The organism is Pseudarthrobacter sp., from assembly GCF_036675385.1.
Lineage (GTDB): Bacteria > Actinomycetota > Actinomycetes > Actinomycetales > Micrococcaceae > Arthrobacter.
This window is the reverse complement of record NZ_JAKFFD010000188.1, coordinates 1-21978: the sequence shown is the minus strand read 5'-3', so window position 1 is coordinate 21978 and position 21978 is coordinate 1. Positions and strand designations below refer to the sequence as shown.

Below are 21978 nucleotides of genomic sequence, written 5' to 3'. Positions count from 1 at the left end.
CGGCTGGATGCTCGGAATGCGCAACACAATGATCGCCACCAACGCCGAGGACTACATCACCATGGCCGAGGCGAAGGGCCTGCGTCCTGGCCGGATCATGTTCCGCTACGCCGCCCGCAACGCCATGCTGCCCTCCGTCACCGCCTTCGGCATGAGCCTGGGCTTTGTGGTTGGAGGCGCCCTCCTGACCGAAGTCGTGTTCGCCTACCCCGGCGTCGGCTACCAGCTGCTGGCCGCCGTACAGGGACTGGACTACCCGCTCATGCAGGGCCTTTTCCTCACCATCACAGCCGCCGTGCTGCTGGCCAACTTCCTGGTGGACATCCTCTACGTCCGCCTCGACCCGCGCGTGCGCAGCAACTAGGACTCATCATGACCACCCCCATCGCAAACACCGCTTCCAGCCTTCCCCTCGAGACCCGCGCGGCGGATCCGCTCACCGGCAAAACGCCCGACGGCGGCACCGGACTTCCGCCTGCGGTTTCCGTCCGGCAATCCAACCGGAGCCTCCTCCACGGGCTGCTGACCAACAAAAAGGCCATGACCGGCGCGGCCATTCTTTTCGTCTTCATCGCGCTGGCGCTTCTGGCCCCGGTGCTGTTCCCGGACAACCCGTCCAAGATCACCGGCATGGCCTCGCAGGAGCCCGACGCCGAATTCTGGCTGGGCACCACGGCCAAGGGCCAGGATGTCCTGGCCCTGACCATCCACGGTTCCCGCAGTTCGCTGTTTGTGGGCCTGACCGTGGGGTTCGCCTCCACGTTCATCGGCATCCTGGTGGGCCTCGCCTCGGCGTACTTCGGCAAGTTCATCGACGAGGCCCTGTCCCTCACCACCAACGTGTTCCTGCTGCTGCCGGGCCTGCCGCTCCTGGTGATCCTGGCCGCATTCCTGCCGCCCGGCCTTGGCACCGTCATCCTGGTTCTGGTGGTCACCGGCTGGGCCGGCTCCGCCCGGGTGCTGCGCTCACAGGCGCTGTCCATCCGGTCCAAGGACTTTGTGGCCGCCGCCGTGGTCACCGGCGAACGGCCGCTGCGGATCATGTTCGGCGAGATCCTGCCCAACATGGCGTCCATCGTGATGGGCACGCTGCTGGCCTGCATCATCTACGGCATCGGCGCCCAGGCCGGCCTGGAGTTCCTGGGCCTGGGGGATGTCAGCACGGTCTCGTGGGGCAACAACCTCTACTGGGCCGGCAACGAAGGTGCGCTGCTGACCGGCAGCTGGTGGGTCTTTGTGCCGTCCGGCGTGTGCATCGCGCTGGTGGCCTTCTCCCTGGCGCTGATCAACTACGCGGTGGACGAAGTCACGAATCCCCGCCTCAGGAAAATCAAGAAACCCAAGCCCGACAAACCCCAGCCCACCAAGCCCGTCCCCACCGGAAAGCGAGCAGCGGCATGACCGTCTCCCAGACCTCCCTCGGCTCGCACCAGCCTGTCCTGGAGATCAAGGACCTCACCGTGAAGTACCGCGGCGACACCCGGTCCACCACCGCCGTCGACCGCGTCTCCTTCAGCATCGGCGCCGGCGAGATCTTCGGCCTGGCCGGCGAATCCGGCTGCGGCAAATCCACCATCGCCAACGCCATCATGCGGCTGCTGCGCGACCCCGCGGAAATCGCAGGCGGCAGCATCCGCTTCGGCGGCAGGGACGTCCTGGCGCTGGACAAGGAAGAGCTCCGCCGGTTCCGCTGGCAGGACGTGGCCATGGTGTTCCAGTCGGCCATGAACTCGCTCAACCCGGTGATGACCATCGGCGACCAGATCGTCGACATCTTCACGACGCATGCCGGCTACTCCCGCAAGGAGTCCCTGCGCAGGGCCGCCGAACTGCTGGAACTGGTCCGGATCGATCCCGCCCGGCTGAAGTCCTACCCGCACCAGCTGTCCGGCGGCATGCGCCAGCGGGCGGTCATCGCCATGGCCGTGGCGCTGAAGCCCTCGCTCCTGATCCTCGACGAGCCCACCACCGCCCTGGACGTTGTGGTGCAGCAGGAAATCATGGCCCAGATCAAGGACCTGCAGCACCAGCTGGGCTTCTCGGTCCTCTTCATCACACACGACATGTCCCTCATGGTGGAACTCTCGCACCGGATGGCGGTGATGTACGGCGGCCGGATCGTTGAGACGGCCAAGTCCCGGGACATCCATACCGCCCCGCGCCATCCGTACACGCAGGCGCTGATGGGAGCGTTCCCACCGCTGACGGGGCCTCGCGTGCCGCTCACCGGCCTGGCCGACGGCGTGAAGTTCAGTAATATCGCCGACCTCAGGGAAGTAGCTTCCGGGCATTTCGTCGCCCCGGGTTCCCGGGATCAGACAGTCCAGCACCAGCCAACCCTGGAAGGAGCCCACTCATGAGCAAACACAGCGAAACACCGGCCCTTGAAACACCGGCCCTTGAGGTACGGGGCCTGATGAAGGATTTCCACAGCGGCGGCCTGTTCTCCCGTTCCACCGTGCGGGCCCTCGGTGGGGTGGACCTGAGCATCGGCAGGGGCGAAATCGTGGCCCTCGTCGGCGAGTCGGGCTCCGGGAAGAGCACCCTCGCCCGCTGCATCGCGCGGCTGGAACGGCCCACCGCCGGCCAGATCCTGCTGGACGGCAAGGACGTCCTGAAACGGGACCGGTTCCAGGCATCCAAGGAATACCGGGCACAGGTGCAAATGGTGTTCCAGGACCCCTTCGGCTCCCTGAACCCGGTCCACAGGATCGAACACTTCCTGACTCGTTCCCTCACCCTGCACGGAAAAGCCGGGACCCCGGACCAGCTGCGGACCAGGCTGGACGAACTGATGACCACCGTGGGACTCACCCCGGACATGCTCAATTCCTACCCGCATGAGCTCTCCGGCGGCCAGCGCCAGCGCGTGGCCATCGCGCGGGCCCTGGCAGTGGAACCCGAGGTGATCCTGGCCGATGAGCCCACCTCCATGCTGGATGTTTCGGTCCGGATCGGCATCCTCAACCTGCTGCGCGGGCTCCGGGACGAGAAGGGCATCTCCATGCTCTACATCACCCACGACCTCGCTTCGGCGCGCTACCTCGCCGACCGCATCGCCGTGATGTTTGCCGGTGAACTCGTGGAGGAAGGCGAATCGCTGGACCTCCTGGCGAACCCGGCCCACCCCTACACCCGCCTGCTGGTATCGGCCGTACCGGACCCGGCCCGCACCGGATCCTACGATCCGGCCGAGCGGGCCGAGCTGCGGGCGGCGGTGATGGAACCGGCGTCGTGCGCTTACGACGGCGACCCGCAGCAGCGCTGCTCCTCCGCCGAACCCGTGCGGCACCAGGTGGGCGATCCTGCCCACCGGCACTGGGTCCGCTGCCACCTGTACCGGCCGCCGGCCGCCGCAGCCGGCCACGCGCTGGCGACCGACCCCCTGGAAGAAATGGTTTCCGCATGACCGGCCTGACCCATCCGCTGGCCACCGTGCCGCAGGACGAACTCGTGGTCCGCGCCGAGGCGGACCCGCACCGGCCGCGCTTCCACTTCGTCTCGCCAGCGGGCTGGCTCAACGATCCCAACGGCGTCAGCCAGTGGAACGGCACCTACCACCTCTTCTACCAGTACAACCCCGAGGGCGCCTTCCACCACCGCATCCTGTGGGGCCACGCCACCAGCACGGACCTGGTCACCTGGACGGACCAGCCAATCGCGCTGGAACCCACGGACGGGCAGGACTCGCCGGACGCTGACGGCTGCTGGTCCGGGGTGCTGGTGAACGACGGCGGCACGCCCACCCTGGTGTATTCTGGCCGGCGCGGGGAACACGAACTTCCGTGTGTGGCCGTCGGCTCGCCGGACCTGCTCACCTGGACCAAGGTCCCGGAAAACCCGGTGATCGCCGCCCCGCCGGCCGGGGTGGACGTCACCGCCTACAGGGACCACTGCGTGTGGCGCGAGGGCTCCCGCTGGCGCCAGCTGGTGGGCTCCGGCATCCGAGGCCGGGGCGGCACGGCGTTCCTCTATGAGTCGGCCGACCTCCGGACTTGGGACTACATCGGGCCGCTGTTCATCGGCGACGCGTCCGCCGGCGATCCTGCGGCGACGGACTGGGAAGGCACCATGTGGGAGTGCGTGGACCTGTTCCGCGCCGGCCCCGGGGTGCTCGGTTCCGACGGCGGTGCGGCCGACGATGTGCTCGTCTTTTCCGCCTGGGACGACGGCGACACCCGGCACCCGCTGTACTGGACCGGGCGGTATGCCGGAGATTCGTACACCCCGCGGCAGCTGCGCCGGCTGGATTACGGGGGCAGGTACTTCTACGCGCCCCAGTCATTCGCCGACGACGCCGGCCGCCGCGTGATGTTCGGCTGGCTGCAGGAGGGCCGGACGGACGAGGCGATGGTGGAGGCCGGCTGGTCCGGCGTGATGAGCTTGCCGCGCGTGGCGACCCTTGACTCCGAAGGGGAGCTGGCCTTCGGTCCCGTCCCGGAGATCGAGTCGCTCCGCCGGGACCACATCATGATCGGGCCGCGCGAAGTGGCCGGCTGCGACGTTCTCGCCGGCGTGTCCGGCAACCAGCTGGACCTCGAACTGGACGTTGAACTGGAGCCGGGGAGTGTCTTCCGGCTCGGGATCCTGGCTTCCGGCGCTACTCCGGCCGGAACCCAAAGCCCCGCCGAGGAGACGGTCATCGAGGTGGGCCGCGCCGCTGGAGGCAGCGGGGAATCGTGGCTGCGGCTGGACCGCTCGGGCAGCAGCCTGGACCACTCTGTGGATGCGGAGGAGCGGTCAGGACCGGTAAAGCTTCCCGGCGGCAAACTCCACCTTCGGGTCCTCGTGGACCGCTCCGCCGTCGAGATCTTCGCCAACGGCAAGCCCCTGACCGCCCGGGTCTATCCCACCCTTGGCGGGACAGCCGTGCGGCTGTCCGCCGACGGGAACGTGCGCCTGCGGCGGCTCGACGCCTGGCGGATGGACGACGTTTTTCGGGGGCCGCGCCCGCTGTTCCCCTAGCCACCCACTGCCGCCCGGCACCCCATCGCTTGCTCCCCACCGGCTCCCTCGCCTCACAAGTTCGGCCAGGGAACCCGGCCGGCGTGGGCCCACAGCCCTTTTGGGGCTTCAAAACGGCCGTTACGGAGCAACCGATGGGGAAAAGCAGGCAAACGGCACGTGAATCTTCTCACCAAAAGAGATTCGAACCGAAACATTTGACGCTGCCAAACCAATGTGTCACGCGCGCGCAATCAGCTAATGTAAGCGCTTGCATCAAATGTCTGACATGTGGCATTTCGGTCGTGAAACACGGTTTGGCAGGCCCTCGCCGGGTGCCTAGCGTAGAGGCGGGCCAGGGAAGAGATATCGTTCCTGGCCCTGAAACGGGGCCCTACCCAAGCCCCGTATCCCTCGACACAAAGGCGTCCTCGATGACGTCTGTTGCGTCGTCGGAGCTGCCGGAGTTTCGGGGAACAGGGCACCTGCCCGTCTTCCACGAATAGTTTCAACTCCGCGAGAAGAGCAAAAATGCACAAGCACTCCCAACCTGTCCGGATGCTGCGGTGGCGCCCTGCCGCCGCGGCACTGGCTGCAGCCGTAGTGGCATCGGTCTTCCTGGCCGTTCCCTCAGCGCAGGCCAACGAGCCGGCGGATCCGCCGGCCGCGCAGCAGATGCCGGCCCCCACCCCGGGCTTCCCCCTGCCCAGCACGCACAGCCAGCAGGCCTATGACCCGGCGTCGGACTTCACCTCGAAGTGGACCCGCGCGGACGCCAAGCAGATCATGGCCCAAAGCGACTCCACCGTGGCTCCCGGCGTGAACTCCATGAGCCCGGACGTCACCATGCCGGAGATCCCCGAAGACTTCCCCGCCATGAATGATGACGTCTGGGTCTGGGACACCTGGTCCCTCACGGACGAAAACGCGAACCAGATCAGCTACAAGGGCTGGGACGTCATCTTCTCCCTCGTCGCCGACCGCGACGCTGGCTACGGCTTCGACCAGCGCCACTGGAACGCCCGGATCGGCTACTTCTTCCGCAAGACCAACGCTGACCCGGCCACGGACAAGTGGAACTACGGCGGACACGTCTTCGCTGACGGCGCGTCCATCGGCAACACCGAGTGGTCCGGTTCCACCCGCCTGATGCAGGGCGACCACGTCAACGTGTTCTACACGGCCACCACGTTCTACGACGTGGCCGAGCGGAACGCCGGCGGCGGCGGCATCGCCCCTGACGCTGCCATCGCCAAGGCGCTCGGCAACATCCACGCCGACCAAAACGGCGTCACCTTCGACGGTTTCACGCACACCAAGCTCCTTGAGCCCGACGGCGAGATGTACCAGAACAAGGCCCAGAACCCCGGCTTCGCCTTCCGCGATCCGTACACGTTTGAGGACCCGGCACACCCCGGCAAGACCTACATGGTCTTCGAAGGCAACACCGGCGGCACCCGTGGAGAATACGAGTGCAAGGCCGAGGACCTCGGCTACCAGCCGGGAGACCCCAACGCCGAGAGCCTCAACGAGGTCAACAGCATCGGGGCCTACTACCAGACAGCCAACGTTGGCCTGGCAGTCGCGGACAACAAGGACCTGACCAAGTGGTCCTTCCTGCCGCCTATCCTGTCCGCGAACTGCGTCAACGACCAGACGGAACGCCCGCAGATCTTCATCCAGAACGAAGGCGGCAAGAACAAGTACTACCTGTTCACCATCAGCCACCAGTTCACCTACGCGGCCGGAATGCGCGGCCCTGACGGCGTCTACGGCTTCGCCGGCGACGGCATCCGGTCGGACTACCAGCCGATGAACAACAGCGGCCTGGCCCTGGCCTCGCCGACGGACCTGAACCTGCCGTCCGAATCCCCGGAAAGGCCAACCCCCAGCCAGAATGGCCGGCAGTTCCAGGCCTATTCGCACTACGTGCAGCCGGGCGGCCTCGTGCAGTCCTTCATCGACAACGTGAACGGTGTCCGCGGCGGATCCCTGTCACCCACCGTGAAGATCAACTTCCGCGACGGAATTTCACAGGTTGACCGCACCTTCGGCCAGAACGGCCTTGGCCCGTTCGGCTACCTGCCCACCAACCTCAACGTCGGCGGTGCCGGCCACTACAAGTGACCGGCATTACCGGTGACCGGCACCAGCAGTAGCCAGCACCTCCCCTGACCGGGGCGAAATCAGTAAACGGGGACGTCCGTGACATTCACGGGCGTCCCCGCCTCAAATTTTAGGATCCCCATGCTTTTCTTCACCGCTTCCCGGCCGCACCTGAGCAGCCCGGACAGACGCAGGTCCAGCAGACCGGCCCTTTCCGCCGTCGTCGCCCTGCTCCTGGCGGTGACAGCCGCCGGCTGCACCCCTGATTCGCAGAACGTGAATCCCGACGCCGGGAGCCACCCTCCTGAGGGTTCCTCCCAAGGTGCCGCAACGCCGTCGGCCGGCGATCCCTGGCGTCCTGCGGCGCACCTGACGCCGTCAAAGAACTGGATGAATGATCCCAACGGCCTGGTGTACGAAGACGGCACCTACCACGCGTTCTACCAGTACAATCCGAAGGGCAACGACTGGGGCAACATGTCCTGGGGCCATTCCACCAGCACCGACCTGGTGCACTGGGCGGAAGAACCGGTGGCCATGGAGGCCACGGAGACCGAGGAAATCTTCTCCGGCTCGATCGTGGTGGACACTGACAACACCTCGGGGCTGGGCAGCAAGGACCAGCCGGCCATGGTCGCCCTATATACGAGTGCGTACAAGGAAAATGCCCCGCTGCCCAAGGGCTCCCAGGCCCAGTCCGTCGCGTACAGCCTTGACCACGGCCGCACCTGGAAGAAGTACCAGGACAATCCGGTGGTGGATCTGCAACCCTCTTCGCTGAACTTCCGCGATCCCAAAGTCACCTGGTACGAGCCGGGACAATACTGGGTCATGACCACCGTTGTGGCCGACGACCATGTGGTGAAGCTCTATAAATCCAAGGACCTGCTGCGCTGGGACTTCCTCAGCGACTTCTCCGGTGTCGGCGCCCAGGGCGGATTGTGGGAGATGCCTGAACTCCTGGAGGTTCCCGTCGAAGGGACCAACGAGCGGCGCTGGGTCATGCTCCTCAGCATCAACCCAGGGGGCATAGCCGGCGGCTCAGGGATGCAGTACTTCACGGGAGAGTTCGACGGCGTGACGTTCCGCGCCCAGGGCGCCGCCGGTCCGGACGCTCCGCTGCAGGACCACCAATGGGTGGATTACGGCGCGGACTTCTACGCGGCCACCACCATCTCCGGAGCCCCCGGCGGCAAGCCAGTCCTCTTCGGCTGGATGGGGAACTGGGACTACGCCCAGAAGATGCCCACCACCCCATGGCGCGGCGCCATGGCCATCCCCCGCGAACTGACGCTTTCCGGCAGCGGCAGCGGCAACGGTAACGACGACGGCGGCAGGCCCGCCTTGCGCTCGTCCATCGCCGCTGCCCCCGCTGGAGTTTTGTCCAGCGGAGCTGCCTCCGAGCGGCAACTCACCGTTGCCGATGAAAGCAAGCCGCTGGGGGAGGACTTCTCCTCCAGGTCCCAACTCCTTGATGTTGAACTGACACCGGACGGTGCTGCGGAGGCCGGAATCAACCTGCGCGGGCTCAAGATCCGCTACCAGGCGCAGTCCGGCACGCTGACGGTTGACCGGTCCGGGGCAGGGACCTCAAACTTTTCGGACAAGTTCAGCCCCTACCACCAGGTGAGCGTCCCACTGGTGGACGGAAAACTGAAGCTGCGGATCCTGCTCGATACCTCCTCGGTGGAAGTGTTCGCCCCCGGAAGCGGCACTGTTGTCACAGACCTTTTCCTGCCCGACTGGTCCACCACTGACACGTCGGTGTTCAGCGAAGGCGGAAAGACCGGATTCACGCTGACCGGCCGGAAGCTGGCCTGACTCGCCACGGATTCCCGTGCGTTCCCACACGCAGGGGATAGGGTTGGGAACAACAGAAGGGGAAGTGTCTGATGGAATACCAGAACCCACAACCCGATGCGGGCGTCGAGCGCCAGCATGCTAACAGCCAGCCTGCTACCAGCAACCATGCCGCCAGCCAGGCGCCCGTGCCCGGTCACGGCCGCACCGTGATCGCTGAGACCGCCGTGGCAAAAGTTGCCGGCATTGCTGCCCGTGCCGTGCCCGGCGTCTATTCTTTGGGGTCGGCTCCGTCGCGTGCGCTGGGAGCCATCCGGGACGCCGTCGGCAGTTCGGACCACGCTGCAGGCGTCCGTGCCGAGGTGGGTGAGACGCAGGTGGCGGTGGACATCAGCCTGGTGGCCTCCTACGGGTCGCCCCTGCATTCGCTGGCCGATCAGGTCAGGGCAGCCGTTTACCGCGCGGTCGAGGAACTCGTCGGCCTGCAGGTCATTGAGGTGAACGTCGAAATAACCGATGTCTATGTGGCGCCGCCGGCGAAGGCCGGAGCCCCCGCCATCGCCGTCGCCGAGAGGGAGGCACTGCTGTGAATCTGACCGTTGTGGGCATCGCCATGGGCGCCTTCGTGGCGTTTATGTCCTTCCAGTTCGGGCTGTGGGGCTTCCTGGTCTCGCTCCTCTTTATGGCCATCGGCGCCCTCCTGGGCCGCGCAGCGGAAGGGAAACTGGACCTGCGCGGCGTCCTGGATGCCATCATCGGCCGGCGCTCCTCGTCATGACGTCAGCCGCACCGATCCAGGGCCGGGTCCTGAGCGGCCACAACCGCATCAGCACGCAGGCCCTGACCAGCCTTGCCAGGACAGCGGCCGCGGAGGCCCTCGGTGTGGATCCCCATGATGTCCGGGCGGACTGGACGGACGACGACGGCCTGCTGGCGTTGTCGCTGGTGTCACCTATCAGGATCCCGCCCCTGGCCACCGTGCTCAGGGACGCAGGCCGGGTCGCCGCATTCGGTGGAACCATTTGGGACCGGACGGTTGATGCCAAAGCCAGGATCCTTTCGACGGTCACGGCCCTCAGCGGTGCCCGTCTGAGCAGGGTGGATATCCGTATCAGCGGCGTTAAGCCGATCGAGGGAGGCAGGGTCCAGTGAGCGGCGGAACAGTGGACGGGGACCTGGCGGATTCGAGGCCAACAAGCCGCGCCCGGGCCCAGCCGCAACCTGACATGCGCAGGGTCGTTTACCGCGAAACCCATTCCACCCGGGCAGCGGTGGCAACAGTGGCGGCCGTACTGGTAATGGGACTGGCTGGCTACGGTCTTCTCGAAGCGGCCGTGCACGCCATCGGACAGCCGGCTTGGCTGATCGAACCACAGCTGGCGGCGGAGCGCATCATTGCACTTCCGGCGGGTATCCCGCCGTTGCTGCTCGGTGCGAGCGGCGCCGTCGTAGCGATGGTGGGACTGTTTTTCCTGCTCAACGCCATCCTGCCGGGAAGACGCGCCCGGCACGTGCTGAACGGCACCACGCTGAACGGCACCGGATCTTCGTCCGCCGTGGTGGTCGATGACGAGGTCATCGCCTCCGCCCTGGCACGCAGCGCACGGCTCGTTGCCAATGTCACCCCGGAGCAGGTCATGGTGGTGGTGTCCCGGCGGCAGATTATCGTCAACGTGCGCCCCACCTCAGGGGTTCCAGTAGCGGAAGCGGCGGTGCTGGCCGCAGTCCAGGACGAACTCAGCGGGATGTCTCTGGTCCCGGAACCTGACGTCCGCGTGAACATTTCCACCGTAGGAGTGATTGGAGCATGACCGCCACACCCACGCTCCTCAACAGGATCCTGCTGGGCATCCTCGGACTCAAGCTGCTTGCCGTGGGCATCCTGCTCGTCCTGCTGGCCACCGTTCCACCCGTGGCAACCTGGTGGCATGCCTGGTCCGGATCAGCCTGGGGCAGCGTCAGCCAGGCCTTCGACAACACCCGCTTTCCGGGACGTCCGGAAAGCTGGCTCTGGATTGTGATGGCGCTTGCCCTGGTGGTTCTGATCGGCCTGATGGTTGCCTGGATCGCGCAGCAGGGCAAAGGCCGGAGCAACTTGCTGGTGGCCGAGTACGATCCCGGGACAGTAGCCGGGGATGTCCGGATCAGCGGTGGAGTAGCGGAACAGGCGTTGAAGCACGCCTTGGCTGAACGGCCCGATCTGGCGGGTGCCACGGTGGCTACATACGATGTCCAGGGCAGCCCTGCCTTGAAAATCCGGCTCCAGCCGCGCCAGGGCGTGGCGCCGCATCTCCTTGCGGCCGAGGTCTCTGCCCTGGTGGACGCCTTGGACCAAGTGGTGGGAAAACAGACACCCGTCCTGATTCACATTGGTGCCGGGGCCAGGACACGGTTCAGCCGCGCGGAGCGCGTCCGTTAGTGTGATCCGGGGGACATCTGTTCGTGCCGATGCCGGCGAATTTAGCCAGGCAACGGGCCACCACCACTGCCCGGATGGAATAACCGGGGAATCAAGGAGAACACCATGAGCGAGCAAGTAACTGGCAGCGGAGCGGCAAACGAAGGCGCGGCAGAAAAGGCCAAGGAATTCGCGGGCGAAGCTGCGGAAAACGTGAAGGAATTCGCTGGCGAGGCCGCGGAGAACGTGAAGGAATTCGCGGGCGAAGCTGCAGAAAACGTCAAGGAATTCGCGGCCGAAGCTGGAGAAAACGTCAAGGAGTTCCTCGACGGCGACGTGGCTGAGAATGCCAAGGAACTCGCTGGCGATGTTGCTGAAAATGCCAAGCAACTGGCCGGCAGCGTGACCGAAAACGTGAAGGGCTTTGGCGCAAAGATCGCCGGTCTGTTCAAGGGCGGCAAATAGGCCCAACCTTGGGGCATGCCCCAAGGTGCCTAGAAGGGCGCCGCGCTCCCCGGGGGAGCGCGGCGCCCTTCTTTTATGCGGCCTGAAGGGCATAGCCGCACGTCGAAGGCGTCTCACGGTCCCGGACAACATCACTGGGCGTCCAAACTCCTGTTGGCAGGGGCCTAGATCTCCTTTCGGACACGACGTGTGTAAGCGCTTGCATTCCTGGCCTGGGCTCGATTAGTGTGTGATTCACACCACGTGATGACGTACGTCACCTTAGTCTCACCTGTTGAAGTTCTGTAACTCACCGAGGAGTCCTCAGCATGAAAAACCGCAAATACCTGCTTCCGGTTGCTGCCACCGGAATTCTGGCACTGTCCCTGACAGCCTGTAGTCCCGGCGGGGGCGGTGGCGGCACCACCGGCAGTGACTGCTCTCCCTACGAGAGTTACGGCAAGCACGACGGCAAGACCGTCTCCGTCTACTCCACCATCGTGGACATCGAAGCTACCAACCTGGAAACCGCCTGGGCAACGTTTGAGGAATGCACCGGCGCAACCATCAAGTACGAGGGCAGCAAGGAATTCGAGACCCAGATCGGTGTCCGGGCCAAGGCTGGAAACGCCCCGGACGTCGCCATCTTCCCGCAGCCAGGCCTCCTGGCCGATCAGGCCAAGGCAGGCGGCCTGAAGCCGGCTCCGAAGGCAGTCTCGGATCTTGTGGACAAGAACTGGTCCGCTGACTGGAAGAAGTACGGCACGGTGGACGGGACCTTCTATGCGGCACCGATGCTCGCGAACGTCAAGGGTTACGTCTGGTACGCCCCGAAGACGTTCAAGGACAAGGGCTGGGAAGTTCCCAAGACCTGGGACGAAATGCTGACACTGTCCAAGAAGATCGCCGATGACGGCACCATGAAGCCGTGGTGTGCCGGCTTCGAATCCGGCGAAGCGACTGGCTGGCCGGGCACTGACTGGGTCGAGGATGTTGTCCTCCGCGCCCAGGGCCCCGAGGTCTACGACCAGTGGGTCACGCACGGAATTCCCTTCAACGACCCCAAGATTGTGGATGCGCTGAACCAGACCGGCGAGATCCTCCTGAACTCCGACTATGTCAACGGCGGATTTGGCGACGTTCGTTCAATCCTGACCACCGGCTTCGCGCAGGCAGGTCAGCCCGTCCTCGATGGCCAGTGCGCCATGCACCACCAGGCCAACTTCCAGGCAGCCAACTGGCCGGAAGGGACCGCTGTGGCTCCCGATGGCGACGTCTGGGCCTTCATGACGCCTCCGATCGACCCCAGCAAGGGCCAGGCAATCACCGGCGGCGGCGAGATGGTGGGCGCTTACAAGGACACCCCGGAGACGCAGGCCTTCCTGGCTTACTTGGCCAGCGCCGAGTTCGCCAACAACCGTGTCAAGCTCGGTGGCGTCATCAGTGCCAACAAGGGACTGGACCCGGCGAGTGCCCAGACGGAACTCGACAAGCAGTCCATCGCACTGCTCCAGGATCCGGACACCGTCTTCCGCTTCGACGGCTCTGACCTGATGCCGGGCGCTGTAGGCTCCAACTCCTTCTGGAAGGGCATCGTTGCATGGATCAACGGCACTCCCGCCCAGCAGGTTGCCGACAGCATCGAAGGCAGCTGGCCTAAGAGCTAACCTCCTTCGCATCGCGCCCTTGGGACATCAAGTCCCAAGGGCGCGATGTCGATTCCGAACAAACAGATCCACGCACACCACGGAGGTTGGGCAATGGAGTTTCTTGGAGGAAAATTTCTTCAAGTTTTTATCGCCTTGGCGGTTTTTGCCGCGCTAATTGGGCTGATCATGCTGATTGTGGACAGGGCTCCCAAATCAGTCAAAGACAAACTGACGATCGTTGGCTTTTTGGCGCCGGCGGCAATCCTGATGCTGGTCGGCCTGGTTTATCCCGCCGTGCAGACATCATTCCTGGCATTCACGAATGCCTCCGGCCAACCCAACGGAGTCGATAACTTCGTCTGGATGTTTACCCAGCCCGAGGCGCTGGCCACCCTCCGCAACACGGTGATCTGGACCGTTCTGGTGCCGTTGCTGTCCACGGTGTTCGGTCTCGCTTACGCGGTGTTCATTGACAAGGCGCGCGGCGAAAATGCCCTCAAAGCTTTGGTCTTTATGCCGGTGGGCATCTCGATGGTGGGCGCCGGCATCATCTGGAAGCTTGTGTACGACTACCGCGGCCCCGGCATTGAACAGACTGGCGTCGTTAACGCTGTGCGGGTTGCCCTGGGCATGGACCCCAAGCAATTCCTTCTTGATGCCCCGGAAAACACCATCTTCCTCATCATCGTGATGGTTTGGATCCAAACAGGCTTTGCCATGGTGATCCTCTCCGCTGCCATCAAGGGCGTGCCGGTGGAACTGGTTGAGGCGGCGCGCCTGGACGGTGCCAACCCCTGGCAGCAGTTCCGCAATGTGACGGTTCCCGGTATTCGGGGCGCTTTGGTGGTGGTGCTGACAACCATCACCATCGCCACCCTGAAAGTCTTCGACATTGTCCGCACCATGACGGCGGGCAACTATGACACGTCCGTGATCGCCAACGAGATGTACACACAGGCCTTCCGCGCCGGCGAACCGGGCAGGGGTGCGGCGCTGGCCCTCGTCCTGTTCCTTCTCGTCCTGCCCATAGTGGTCTACAACGCCCGCGTACTTCGTCAGCAAAGGGAAATCCGATGACCGTCATGCCAGCGCCGGATGAGGCGGCCAACTCTTCCCGGACCCAGTCACGCAAAGACAAAGGCCGTCCCGCGACGCCGGAGGATTCCGCACCGATCATGCGGCGCGTCAAGACCAAGCTCACGTCACGCTGGGCCACTGCGGCCGCCGTGATCATTGCGACGATCTGGACCGTGCCCACCTTCGGTCTCCTGGTATCCTCCATCCGTCCCGCGGCCAAGCAGGTGGGCCCGCGCTCGGATGGCTGGTGGAACTTCTTTGCCGACTGGGATTTTACTTTCAAGCACTACGTCGACGTCACGGCAGCAGCCGGATCGCAGTCTGCGAACCTTTCGCAGTACTTCATCAACTCCCTGGCGATTGTCATCCCGGTGACCGTCTTTGTTCTGGTGCTCGCCTCCATGGCGGCCTACATCTTCGCCTGGGGCAACTTCAGGGGCCGCGAGGCTACGTTCATCTTCGTGTTCGCGTTGCAGATCATTCCCCTGCAGATGGCACTCATCCCGCTGTTGTCATTGTTCACGCAGGTCCTGAAGCTCCCGCCCGGGTCCTATGCCCAGCTGTGGATCGCCCACACCATGTTTGGACTCCCGTTGGGCATCTTCCTGCTGCATAACTTCATCTCGGAGATCCCGGGCGAAGTGATCGAGGCCGCGAAGGTGGACGGGGCAGGACACACCACCATTTTCTGGCGGATCATCCTGCCGTTGTCCGTGCCGGCTCTGGCATCCCTGGCCATCTTCCAGTTCCTGTGGGTCTGGAATGACCTGCTGGTGGCCTTGGTGTTCTCGGGTGGAACGGCGGACGTAGCGCCCATCACCCAGCGGCTCGCTGAGATCTCCGGTACCCGCGGCAACAGGGACTTCCTGAACCCTGCCGCCGCGTTCGTCTCGATCATTGTCCCGCTGGCGGTGTTCCTTGGCCTGCAGCGCTTCTTTGTCCGTGGTCTCCTGGCCGGCGGCCTCAAGGGCTGACCGGGCTGTGGGCTGATCCGCGTAGGCTGATCGGACGCAAGGGGAGGCAGGCAGGTAACACTGTAACGTCGGGCGGCCCGCAACCTAGCATGGCTTGGGGGCAACTGCATAGCGGAAATTAGGTTGGAACCCATGAGGGGAAACGGTGGCACGCATGGCTGAGAGGTCTCAACGGGGTGGCCACAGCGGCGTCAGCATTGAGGACGTGGCAGCAGCCGCAGGCGTCTCCACCGCCACCGTTTCCCGGGCCGTACGCGGGCTTCCCAGAGTTTCGCCCGCCACCAGGGAGAAGATCCTCGAGGTGGCGGGTGCTTTGGGTTATGTGGCGTCGTCGTCCGCGTCAGGTCTGGCCACCGGCCGCACCAAGACCATTGGCGTCCTGGCACCGTTCGTGAGCCGCTGGTTCTTCTCCAAGGCCATTGAGGGCGCGGACCGCGAACTTCACGCCCGCCACTACAATCTTTCCCTCTTCAACCTGGGCGGTCACGGCAGCAACCGGGAACGCCTGTTCAGCAAGACCATGGTTTACAAACAGATTGACGCCCTGCTTGTCCTTTGTATGGCGCTCAGCCACGAGGAACTGGACCATCTCCAGAAGATTGATATCCCGCTGATCGTGGTGGGCGGTCATGTCGAGGAGTGCGCGTACATCGGCATCGACGACTACGCCGCTGCCTCCACCGCCGTCCGGCACCTGATCGACCTCGGCCACCGCGACATTGCCCTCCTGCACGGCGACGACGAAACGGACCTTAACTTCGACGTTCCCCGCGTGCGGATCCTGGCTTTCAAGGACGTCATGGCAGGAGCCGGGCTGCCCACCCGCCCCGAGTGGGACGAATGGGGAGACTTCACGGTCCGCAGCGGTCAGGAGGCCTTCCGCCGCCTCTGGGCCCGGTCAGGCCCCAAGCCAACCGCCATCTTCTGCGCCTCCGACGAAATGGCCATGGGCGTCATCTTCGAAGCCACACGCGTAGGCGTGCGGGTCCCTGAGGACCTCTCGGTGGTGGGCATCGATGACCACGATTTCGCCGACGCGATGGGCCTGACCACCGTGGGACAACGGCCCGACGAACAGGCCGAGCTGGCCACCAAGATGCTCATCGATGAACTGGACGGCACAGTCGGGGCGGTCCGGTCCGCCGTCGCGCCCCACCAGCTAATCGTCAGGAGTACGACGGCGCCGCCTCCTTCGTGAGGAGGCGCGGCGCCGCATCTGATCCAGGAAGCCTCGGTCAGGACGCGCGGGCGAGCTGCCGGATGGGAATCCAGCGGGAAGCCAGCCTGCGGTAGGCCGCCGCGGCGCCCGTCATGTCGCCCTCTGCCAGGCATTCGATGCCCAGCCGGATATCCATGGGCGACTCGTCCGGGTACACCTTGTCCGCCACGGCGCCGTAGTCGAGTTCCACCATGGAATTGACGTGGAACTGCTCCAGCCATTCGGTCAGCTGCGCGAGGTCGTCCAGCATGTCCAGGTCCGGGGCCGCCAGCGCCAGGTGGGCCACGGCGTACCGTGCCCGCTCCATGGCTTCGGTGATGGGAGCCCACACCCGGACGGTGAGGATGCGCCCGCCCGATTCCACCACGTCCTTATGGTCGCCTTCCATAAACAGCGAGAACCAGCTGAAGGGGATGCCCCACGTGGAGGCGCGGGTATGCACACGGATGGCGCCGTCACGGGCTTTGACCTGGTCAATGCGTTCCTGGTGCTTGTCCCGCTGCTCCTCCGGAATCAGCATTTCGGCCAGCGGGCCGTGGATGCCTTCCATGAGGGCATTGGCGGCGAGGCCGGCGCGCAGGACCAGCTGGCTGGGGCAGTACAGCAAGACGCGCCCGGACCCAGCGTCACGCCCACTGTCGCCCCCAGCGTCAGGCCCAACGCCGGAACCGGCGCCTATCCCGGTACCCAGGCCAGCCTCGGCACCCGGGCTGGCGGCAGCACCGGCGTCGGACGTTCCTGGCTGCGGGGTCCGCCCGGGGGGTACACCGGGAATGCTCGTGACCCGGACCAGATCCGTCCGCCCGGTGGGGAAGGGGTCCCCGCCGGAGCGGGTGATCCGGCCCAGCGAGGCGAGCAGTTCGGCGTTTTCGACGGCGGCCCGCGAGGCTGTGCGGGCACCCGCGGTCCGGATGGCCTCCCGCTGTCCTTCCGGGAAGGCTTCCAGCGGTTCGTAGACGCGCAGGGTGGAGGAGAACGGCAGCCCGGCCTGGCCCCGGTAGAGGTTTCCCGTCATTACAGTCTCCCTTCCTGGGCCCCGGCCGCAGCCATCAGTCCGCCAGTTCCACCAGAACGGGGGCGTGGTCCGAGGCGCCCTTGCCCTTGCGTTCCTCGCGGTCAATCGACGCGCCCGTGACGCGGGCCGCCAACGCGGGGGAGCCAAGGACAAAGTCAATGCGCATCCCCTCCTTTTTGGGGAAGCGCAGCTGGGTGTAATCCCAGTACGTGTACACGCCGGGACCGGGGGTGTACTCGCGTGCCACGTCCTTGAATCCGGCCTCTTCAAAGGCGTGGAACGCAGCGCGTTCCGGCGGGCTGACATGGGTGTACCTGTTATTGACGAAAAGGTCGATGTCCCAGACGTCGTCGTCGAACGGCGCAATGTTCCAGTCGCCCATGAGGGCTACCTGAGCTGTCGGGTCGGCGGCCACCAGGCCCTGGGCGTGGGTCTTCAGGGATTCAAGCCACTTGATCTTGTACGGCATGTGTTCGTCGTCCAGGGAGCGGCCGTTGGGCACGTAGAGGCTCCAGACCCGGACGCCGCCGCAGGTCGCGGCCATGGCGCGGGCTTCCTGGACGGGGTCCTTGCCTTCTTTCCCGAACGGAGGCTGGTCCAGGAAGGTGCGCTCGACGTCTTCCAGGCCTACCCGGGACGCGATGGCCACGCCGTTCCACTGGTTCACACCGAAGTGGGCCACCTCGTAGCCCATGCGTTCGAAAAGTTCCCAGGGGAAGTTTTCGTCCTTGCATTTGGTCTCCTGGATGGCCAGGACGTCGCAATCGCTGCGCTGCAGCCAGGCCTCCACACGGTCGGCGCGGGCACGGAGGGAGTTCACATTCCAGGTAGCAATCTTCACAGTCCCTAACTTACCGAACTTGTTGCCCGGAGGCGTTGCCGTGGCTGGAACGTGCCCGCGAAGACGGGGCACTATGGCGCGGACACGCCGTCGAATCGGGTTTTGAGGGCCCAGATCCACGTCAAAGTGCCCCGGGACGGTGTGCCGCAACAAATGCCGACGACGGCGGCAACGTGTGCCACGAGGGTTTTGGGGCAGTCTGGAATTTAGTAGGAAGTCCGAGTATATTCGCTTGCAGAGATGACCTGGATCACATGCGAAGGAGCATTGCATCATGGTGCGCGAACTATCCCATTACGTAGACGGCCAGCGGGTGACGGGGACCTCCGGCCGCTACAGTGACGTTTTTGACCCCTGCACGGGCCAAGTGCAGGCGCGCCTGCCCCTCGCCAGCGCGGAGGAGGTCCGGAACGTGGTGGCCGCCGCGGAGAAGGCGCAGGTCCAGTGGGGCGCCATGAACCCGCAGCGCCGCGGCCGGATCCTGCTTAAGTTTGTTGACCTCGTCAACGAGAACATGGACGAACTGGCCACGCTGCTCTCCTCCGAACACGGGAAGACCTTCGCCGATTCCAAGGGCGACATCCAGCGCGGCATTGAAGTGGTGGAGTTCGCGGCGGGCGCCCCCCACCTGCTCAAAGGCGAGTTCTCCGACGACGCCGGTGCAGGCATCGACGTCCACTCGCTGCGCCAGCCACTCGGGGTGGTCGCGGGTATCACCCCGTTCAATTTCCCGGCCATGATCCCGCTGTGGAAGTCCGGCCCGGCCCTCGCCGCCGGAAACGCCTTCATCCTCAAGCCCTCCGAACGTGACCCCTCGGTTCCGCTGCGCCTGGCCGAACTGTTCACCGAAGCCGGGTTGCCGGACGGTGTGTTCAACGTGGTCAATGGGGACAAGGAAGCCGTTGACGCGCTGCTGGAAGATCCCCGTGTGAAGGCCATCGGCTTTGTGGGTTCAACGCCCATCGCCCAGTACATCTACGCCACCGCGGCCGCCCACGGAAAGCGCGCCCAGTGCTTTGGCGGGGCCAAGAACCACATGGTGATCATGCCGGACGCGGATCTGGACATGGCCGCCGATGCCCTGATCGGCGCCGGATTCGGTTCCGCGGGCGAGCGTTGCATGGCCATTTCCGTGGCCGTCCCGGTGGGGGAGAAAACTGCGGACGCCCTGGTATCCAAGCTGACAGAGCGCGTGAAGCACCTGCGGGTGGGCCACAGCCTGGACAAGGACTCGGACTTCGGGCCCGTGGTGGCGGCGAGTGCCAAGGAACGGATCGAGGGCTACATCCAGTCCGGCGTGGACGAGGGTGCCACCCTGCTGGCCGACGGGCGCGGCCTCACGGTGGAAGGCTATGACGACGGCTTCTGGGTAGGCCCCACGCTCTTCGACCACGTCACCAAGGACATGAAGATCTACCAGGAGGAAATCTTCGGCCCCGTCCTCAGCGTGCTCCGCGCCGCCGATTACGACGAAGCCCTCCGGCTGTGTTCCGAGCACGAATTCGGCAACGGCGTGGCCATCTTCACCCGCGACGGCGACGCCGCCCGGGACTTCGCCAGCCGGGTGGAGGTGGGCATGGTGGGCATCAACGTCCCCATCCCCGTCCCCATCGCCTATTACACGTTTGGCGGCTGGAAAGCGTCCGGTTTCGGCGACCTGAACCAGCATGGCGCCGATGCGTTCCGTTTCTACACCAAGACCAAAACGGTCACCACGCGCTGGCCGTCGGGGATCCGCCAGGGCGCCAGCTTCATCATGCCGGAAGGCAGCTGATGACAGAGGTTCTGTTCGAGAAGCGCGGCCACCTGGGCATCATCACGCTCAACCGGCCCAAGGCCGTCAACGCCCTGAACGCCGGCATGGTGGACGCCATGCTGGCGCAGCTCACTGCCTGGGCGGACGACGACGGCGTGGCCACAGTCCTGGTGCGCGGCGCCGGTGAGCGTGGCCTCTGCGCCGGGGGCGACATTGTGGCGATCTACCGGGACATCCTCGGCGGCGGTGCGGAAACTGCTGACTTCTGGCAGAACGAATACCGGCTGAACTCCCTCATCGCCGCGTACCCCAAGCCCTATGTGGCCTTTATGGACGGACTGGTGCTCGGCGGCGGCGTGGGAATCTCCGCGCACGGCTCCGTGCGGGTGGTCACCGAACGGACCCGGACGGGAATGCCGGAGACCACCATCGGGTTTGTGCCCGACGTCGGCGGGACCTGGCTGCTGGCGAGGTCACCTGGGGAGACCGGCACCCATGCCGCGCTGACCGGAGCCCACCTGACCGGGGCGGATGCGCTGTTCCTGGGCCTCGCGGACCACTTTGTCCCGTCGGGGCGCCTGCCGGAGCTGGCGGCCGCGCTCGAACACGAAACTGCGGAAGCCGCCGTCGTACGTTTTGCCCAGAGCCCGCCGCCCTCCGGGCTGGAGGCGCAGCGCGGCTGGATCGATGCCGCCTACGCCAGTGACGACGTGGAGGACATTGTCCGGCGGCTGCGGACGCTGGATGAGGCCCCGGGCGGCGCGTCGGGCAGGGAGCCTGCGGCCGAAGCGGCCGAGGCCGCCGACACCATCGAAGCGAAGTCGCCGACGGCTGTGAAGGTGGCACTGGAGTCCCTCCGCCGGGCCAAAGGACTGACGTTGGACGAGGCACTGGCGCAGGAATACCGCGTGGGGCTTCGGTTCCTGGTTGCGCCCGACTTCCGCGAAGGGATCCGGGCGCAGGTGGTGGACAAGGACCGCGATCCGCATTGGAAGCCGGCCACGCTGCACGAGGTGCACGCGACGGACATCGAACGGTTCTTCGCGCCGCTGGGGGACCGGGAACTCAACCTGCACACAAAGGAGCCGGACAATGCCTGAACAAACCACCGTCGCTTTCCTGGGCCTGGGCCACATGGGCGGGCCCATGGCAGTGAACCTGGTCCGGGCCGGCTACACCGTGGCGGGCTTCGACGTGGTCCCCGCCGCGCTGGACGCCGCCCAAACACACGGCGTCCCCACGGCGGCCAGTCCGCTGGACGCCATCGCCGGTGCCGACGTGGTGCTGACCATGTTCCCCAGCGGACAGCACGTGCTGGACGCCTACCGCGGCGCGGAGGGACAGCCGGGCCTGCTGGCCGAGGCCAAGCCGGGGACCATGTTCCTGGACTGCTCCACCATCAACGTTGACGAGGCACGCGAAGCCTCCGCGCTCGCCATTGCGGCCGGCCACCGTGCCGTGGATGCCCCGGTCTCCGGCGGTGTGGTGGGTGCGGAAGCCGGCACGCTGACCTTTATGGTGGGCGGCGAAACGGAGGACTTCGAGGCGGTCCGGCCCCTGCTCGAGGTGATGGGAAAACGGGTGGTCCACTGCGGCGGGCACGGCGGCGGCCAGGCCGCCAAGATCTGCAACAACCTCATCCTGGGGGTCTCCATGATCGCGGTCAGCGAAGCCTTTGTGCTGGGCGAGAAGCTGGGCCTGACGCACCAGGCGCTGTTCGACGTCGCCTCCAACGCCTCCGGGCAATGCTGGGCC

At 65.5% G+C, this 21978-nt stretch carries 22 protein-coding genes; 20 read left to right on the top strand and 2 right to left on the bottom strand.

Features of this window, described 5'->3' with window-relative positions; translation table 11 throughout:
• The 17 genes from V6M49_RS16070 to V6M49_RS15990 all read left to right on the top strand — a co-directional run.
• A partial coding sequence (locus V6M49_RS16070) for an ABC transporter permease (RefSeq protein ID WP_332762003.1) occupies positions 1-364 on the top strand: 364 nt, incomplete at its 5' end.
• A gap of 8 nt (positions 365-372) precedes the next feature.
• A complete protein-coding gene (locus V6M49_RS16065) occupies positions 373-1401 on the top strand; it encodes an ABC transporter permease (protein ID WP_332762001.1) in 1029 nt (342 codons plus the stop codon).
• Positions 1398-2360 (top strand): ABC transporter ATP-binding protein, encoded by a 963-nt coding sequence (locus tag V6M49_RS16060; protein WP_332761999.1) that lies wholly within the window; start codon positions 1398-1400, stop codon positions 2358-2360. The genes V6M49_RS16065 and V6M49_RS16060 overlap by 4 nt, the downstream gene beginning before the upstream one ends.
• Positions 2357-3409, top strand: coding sequence for an ABC transporter ATP-binding protein (locus tag V6M49_RS16055; RefSeq protein WP_332761998.1), 1053 nt, complete (start codon positions 2357-2359; stop codon positions 3407-3409). The genes V6M49_RS16060 and V6M49_RS16055 overlap by 4 nt, the downstream gene beginning before the upstream one ends.
• Positions 3406-4965 carry a glycoside hydrolase family 32 protein gene (locus tag V6M49_RS16050; RefSeq protein WP_332761997.1) on the top strand — a complete coding sequence of 520 codons (1560 nt, stop codon included), beginning with the start codon at positions 3406-3408 and terminating at the stop codon, positions 4963-4965. Before V6M49_RS16055 ends, V6M49_RS16050 begins: the two co-directional genes overlap by 4 nt.
• 510 nt (positions 4966-5475) lie before the next feature.
• Entirely contained in the window at positions 5476-7071 is a 1596-nt protein-coding gene (locus V6M49_RS16045; protein WP_332761996.1) for a glycoside hydrolase family 68 protein, read from the top strand.
• 120 nt (positions 7072-7191) lie between these two features.
• Positions 7192-8871 carry a glycoside hydrolase family 32 protein gene (locus V6M49_RS16040; protein WP_332761995.1) on the top strand — a complete coding sequence of 560 codons (1680 nt, stop codon included), beginning with the start codon at positions 7192-7194 and terminating at the stop codon, positions 8869-8871.
• 71 nt (positions 8872-8942) lie between these two features.
• Positions 8943-9440 (top strand): Asp23/Gls24 family envelope stress response protein, encoded by a 498-nt coding sequence (locus tag V6M49_RS16035; RefSeq protein ID WP_332761993.1) that lies wholly within the window; start codon positions 8943-8945, stop codon positions 9438-9440.
• Positions 9437-9628, top strand: coding sequence for a hypothetical protein (locus V6M49_RS16030; protein ID WP_111907359.1), 192 nt, complete (start codon positions 9437-9439; stop codon positions 9626-9628). The genes V6M49_RS16035 and V6M49_RS16030 overlap by 4 nt, the downstream gene beginning before the upstream one ends.
• Complete coding sequence (locus V6M49_RS16025) at positions 9625-10002, top strand: hypothetical protein (protein ID WP_332761991.1); 378 nt, start codon at positions 9625-9627, stop codon at positions 10000-10002. The genes V6M49_RS16030 and V6M49_RS16025 overlap by 4 nt, the downstream gene beginning before the upstream one ends.
• Positions 10003-10076: 74 nt before the next feature.
• Positions 10077-10661 carry a DUF6286 domain-containing protein gene (locus V6M49_RS16020; RefSeq protein WP_246848768.1) on the top strand — a complete coding sequence of 195 codons (585 nt, stop codon included), beginning with the start codon at positions 10077-10079 and terminating at the stop codon, positions 10659-10661.
• Positions 10658-11269, top strand: a complete 612-nt coding sequence (locus tag V6M49_RS16015; protein ID WP_332761990.1) for a hypothetical protein — start codon at positions 10658-10660, stop codon at positions 11267-11269. Before V6M49_RS16020 ends, V6M49_RS16015 begins: the two co-directional genes overlap by 4 nt.
• Positions 11270-11374: 105 nt before the next feature.
• Positions 11375-11713, top strand: coding sequence for a hypothetical protein (locus V6M49_RS16010; RefSeq protein ID WP_332761989.1), 339 nt, complete (start codon positions 11375-11377; stop codon positions 11711-11713).
• 308 nt (positions 11714-12021) lie between these two features.
• Positions 12022-13359: an ABC transporter substrate-binding protein gene (locus V6M49_RS16005; RefSeq protein WP_141139287.1), complete on the top strand. Its 1338-nt coding sequence runs from the start codon at positions 12022-12024 to the stop codon at positions 13357-13359.
• A 93-nt stretch (positions 13360-13452) separates the two neighbouring features.
• Positions 13453-14418: a carbohydrate ABC transporter permease gene (locus V6M49_RS16000; protein ID WP_056348751.1), complete on the top strand. Its 966-nt coding sequence runs from the start codon at positions 13453-13455 to the stop codon at positions 14416-14418.
• Positions 14415-15392: a carbohydrate ABC transporter permease gene (locus V6M49_RS15995; protein ID WP_141139288.1), complete on the top strand. Its 978-nt coding sequence runs from the start codon at positions 14415-14417 to the stop codon at positions 15390-15392. Before V6M49_RS16000 ends, V6M49_RS15995 begins: the two co-directional genes overlap by 4 nt.
• Positions 15393-15537: 145 nt before the next feature.
• Positions 15538-16590: a LacI family DNA-binding transcriptional regulator gene (locus V6M49_RS15990; protein WP_141139289.1), complete on the top strand. Its 1053-nt coding sequence runs from the start codon at positions 15538-15540 to the stop codon at positions 16588-16590.
• A 37-nt stretch (positions 16591-16627) separates the two neighbouring features.
• Here V6M49_RS15990 and V6M49_RS15985 read toward each other — a convergent pair whose 3' ends face one another.
• On the bottom strand, positions 16628-17626 hold the full coding sequence (locus tag V6M49_RS15985; protein ID WP_332761986.1) for a hypothetical protein: 999 nt from the start codon (positions 17624-17626) through the stop codon (positions 16628-16630).
• Between the two features lie 34 nt (positions 17627-17660).
• Positions 17661-18467, bottom strand: a complete 807-nt coding sequence (locus V6M49_RS15980) for an exodeoxyribonuclease III (protein WP_332761984.1) — start codon at positions 18465-18467, stop codon at positions 17661-17663.
• Positions 18468-18741: 274 nt separating this feature from the next.
• Here V6M49_RS15980 and V6M49_RS15975 point away from each other — a divergent pair, with 274 nt between their 5' ends.
• The 3 genes from V6M49_RS15975 to V6M49_RS15965 all read left to right on the top strand — a co-directional run.
• Positions 18742-20241 carry a CoA-acylating methylmalonate-semialdehyde dehydrogenase gene (locus V6M49_RS15975; RefSeq protein ID WP_332761983.1) on the top strand — a complete coding sequence of 500 codons (1500 nt, stop codon included), beginning with the start codon at positions 18742-18744 and terminating at the stop codon, positions 20239-20241.
• Positions 20241-21323 carry an enoyl-CoA hydratase/isomerase family protein gene (locus tag V6M49_RS15970; protein ID WP_332761982.1) on the top strand — a complete coding sequence of 361 codons (1083 nt, stop codon included), beginning with the start codon at positions 20241-20243 and terminating at the stop codon, positions 21321-21323. The genes V6M49_RS15975 and V6M49_RS15970 overlap by 1 nt, the downstream gene beginning before the upstream one ends.
• Positions 21316-21978: NAD(P)-binding domain-containing protein (locus V6M49_RS15965; protein ID WP_332761981.1), on the top strand; the 663-nt coding region annotated here is incomplete at its 3' end. The genes V6M49_RS15970 and V6M49_RS15965, both read left to right, overlap by 8 nt.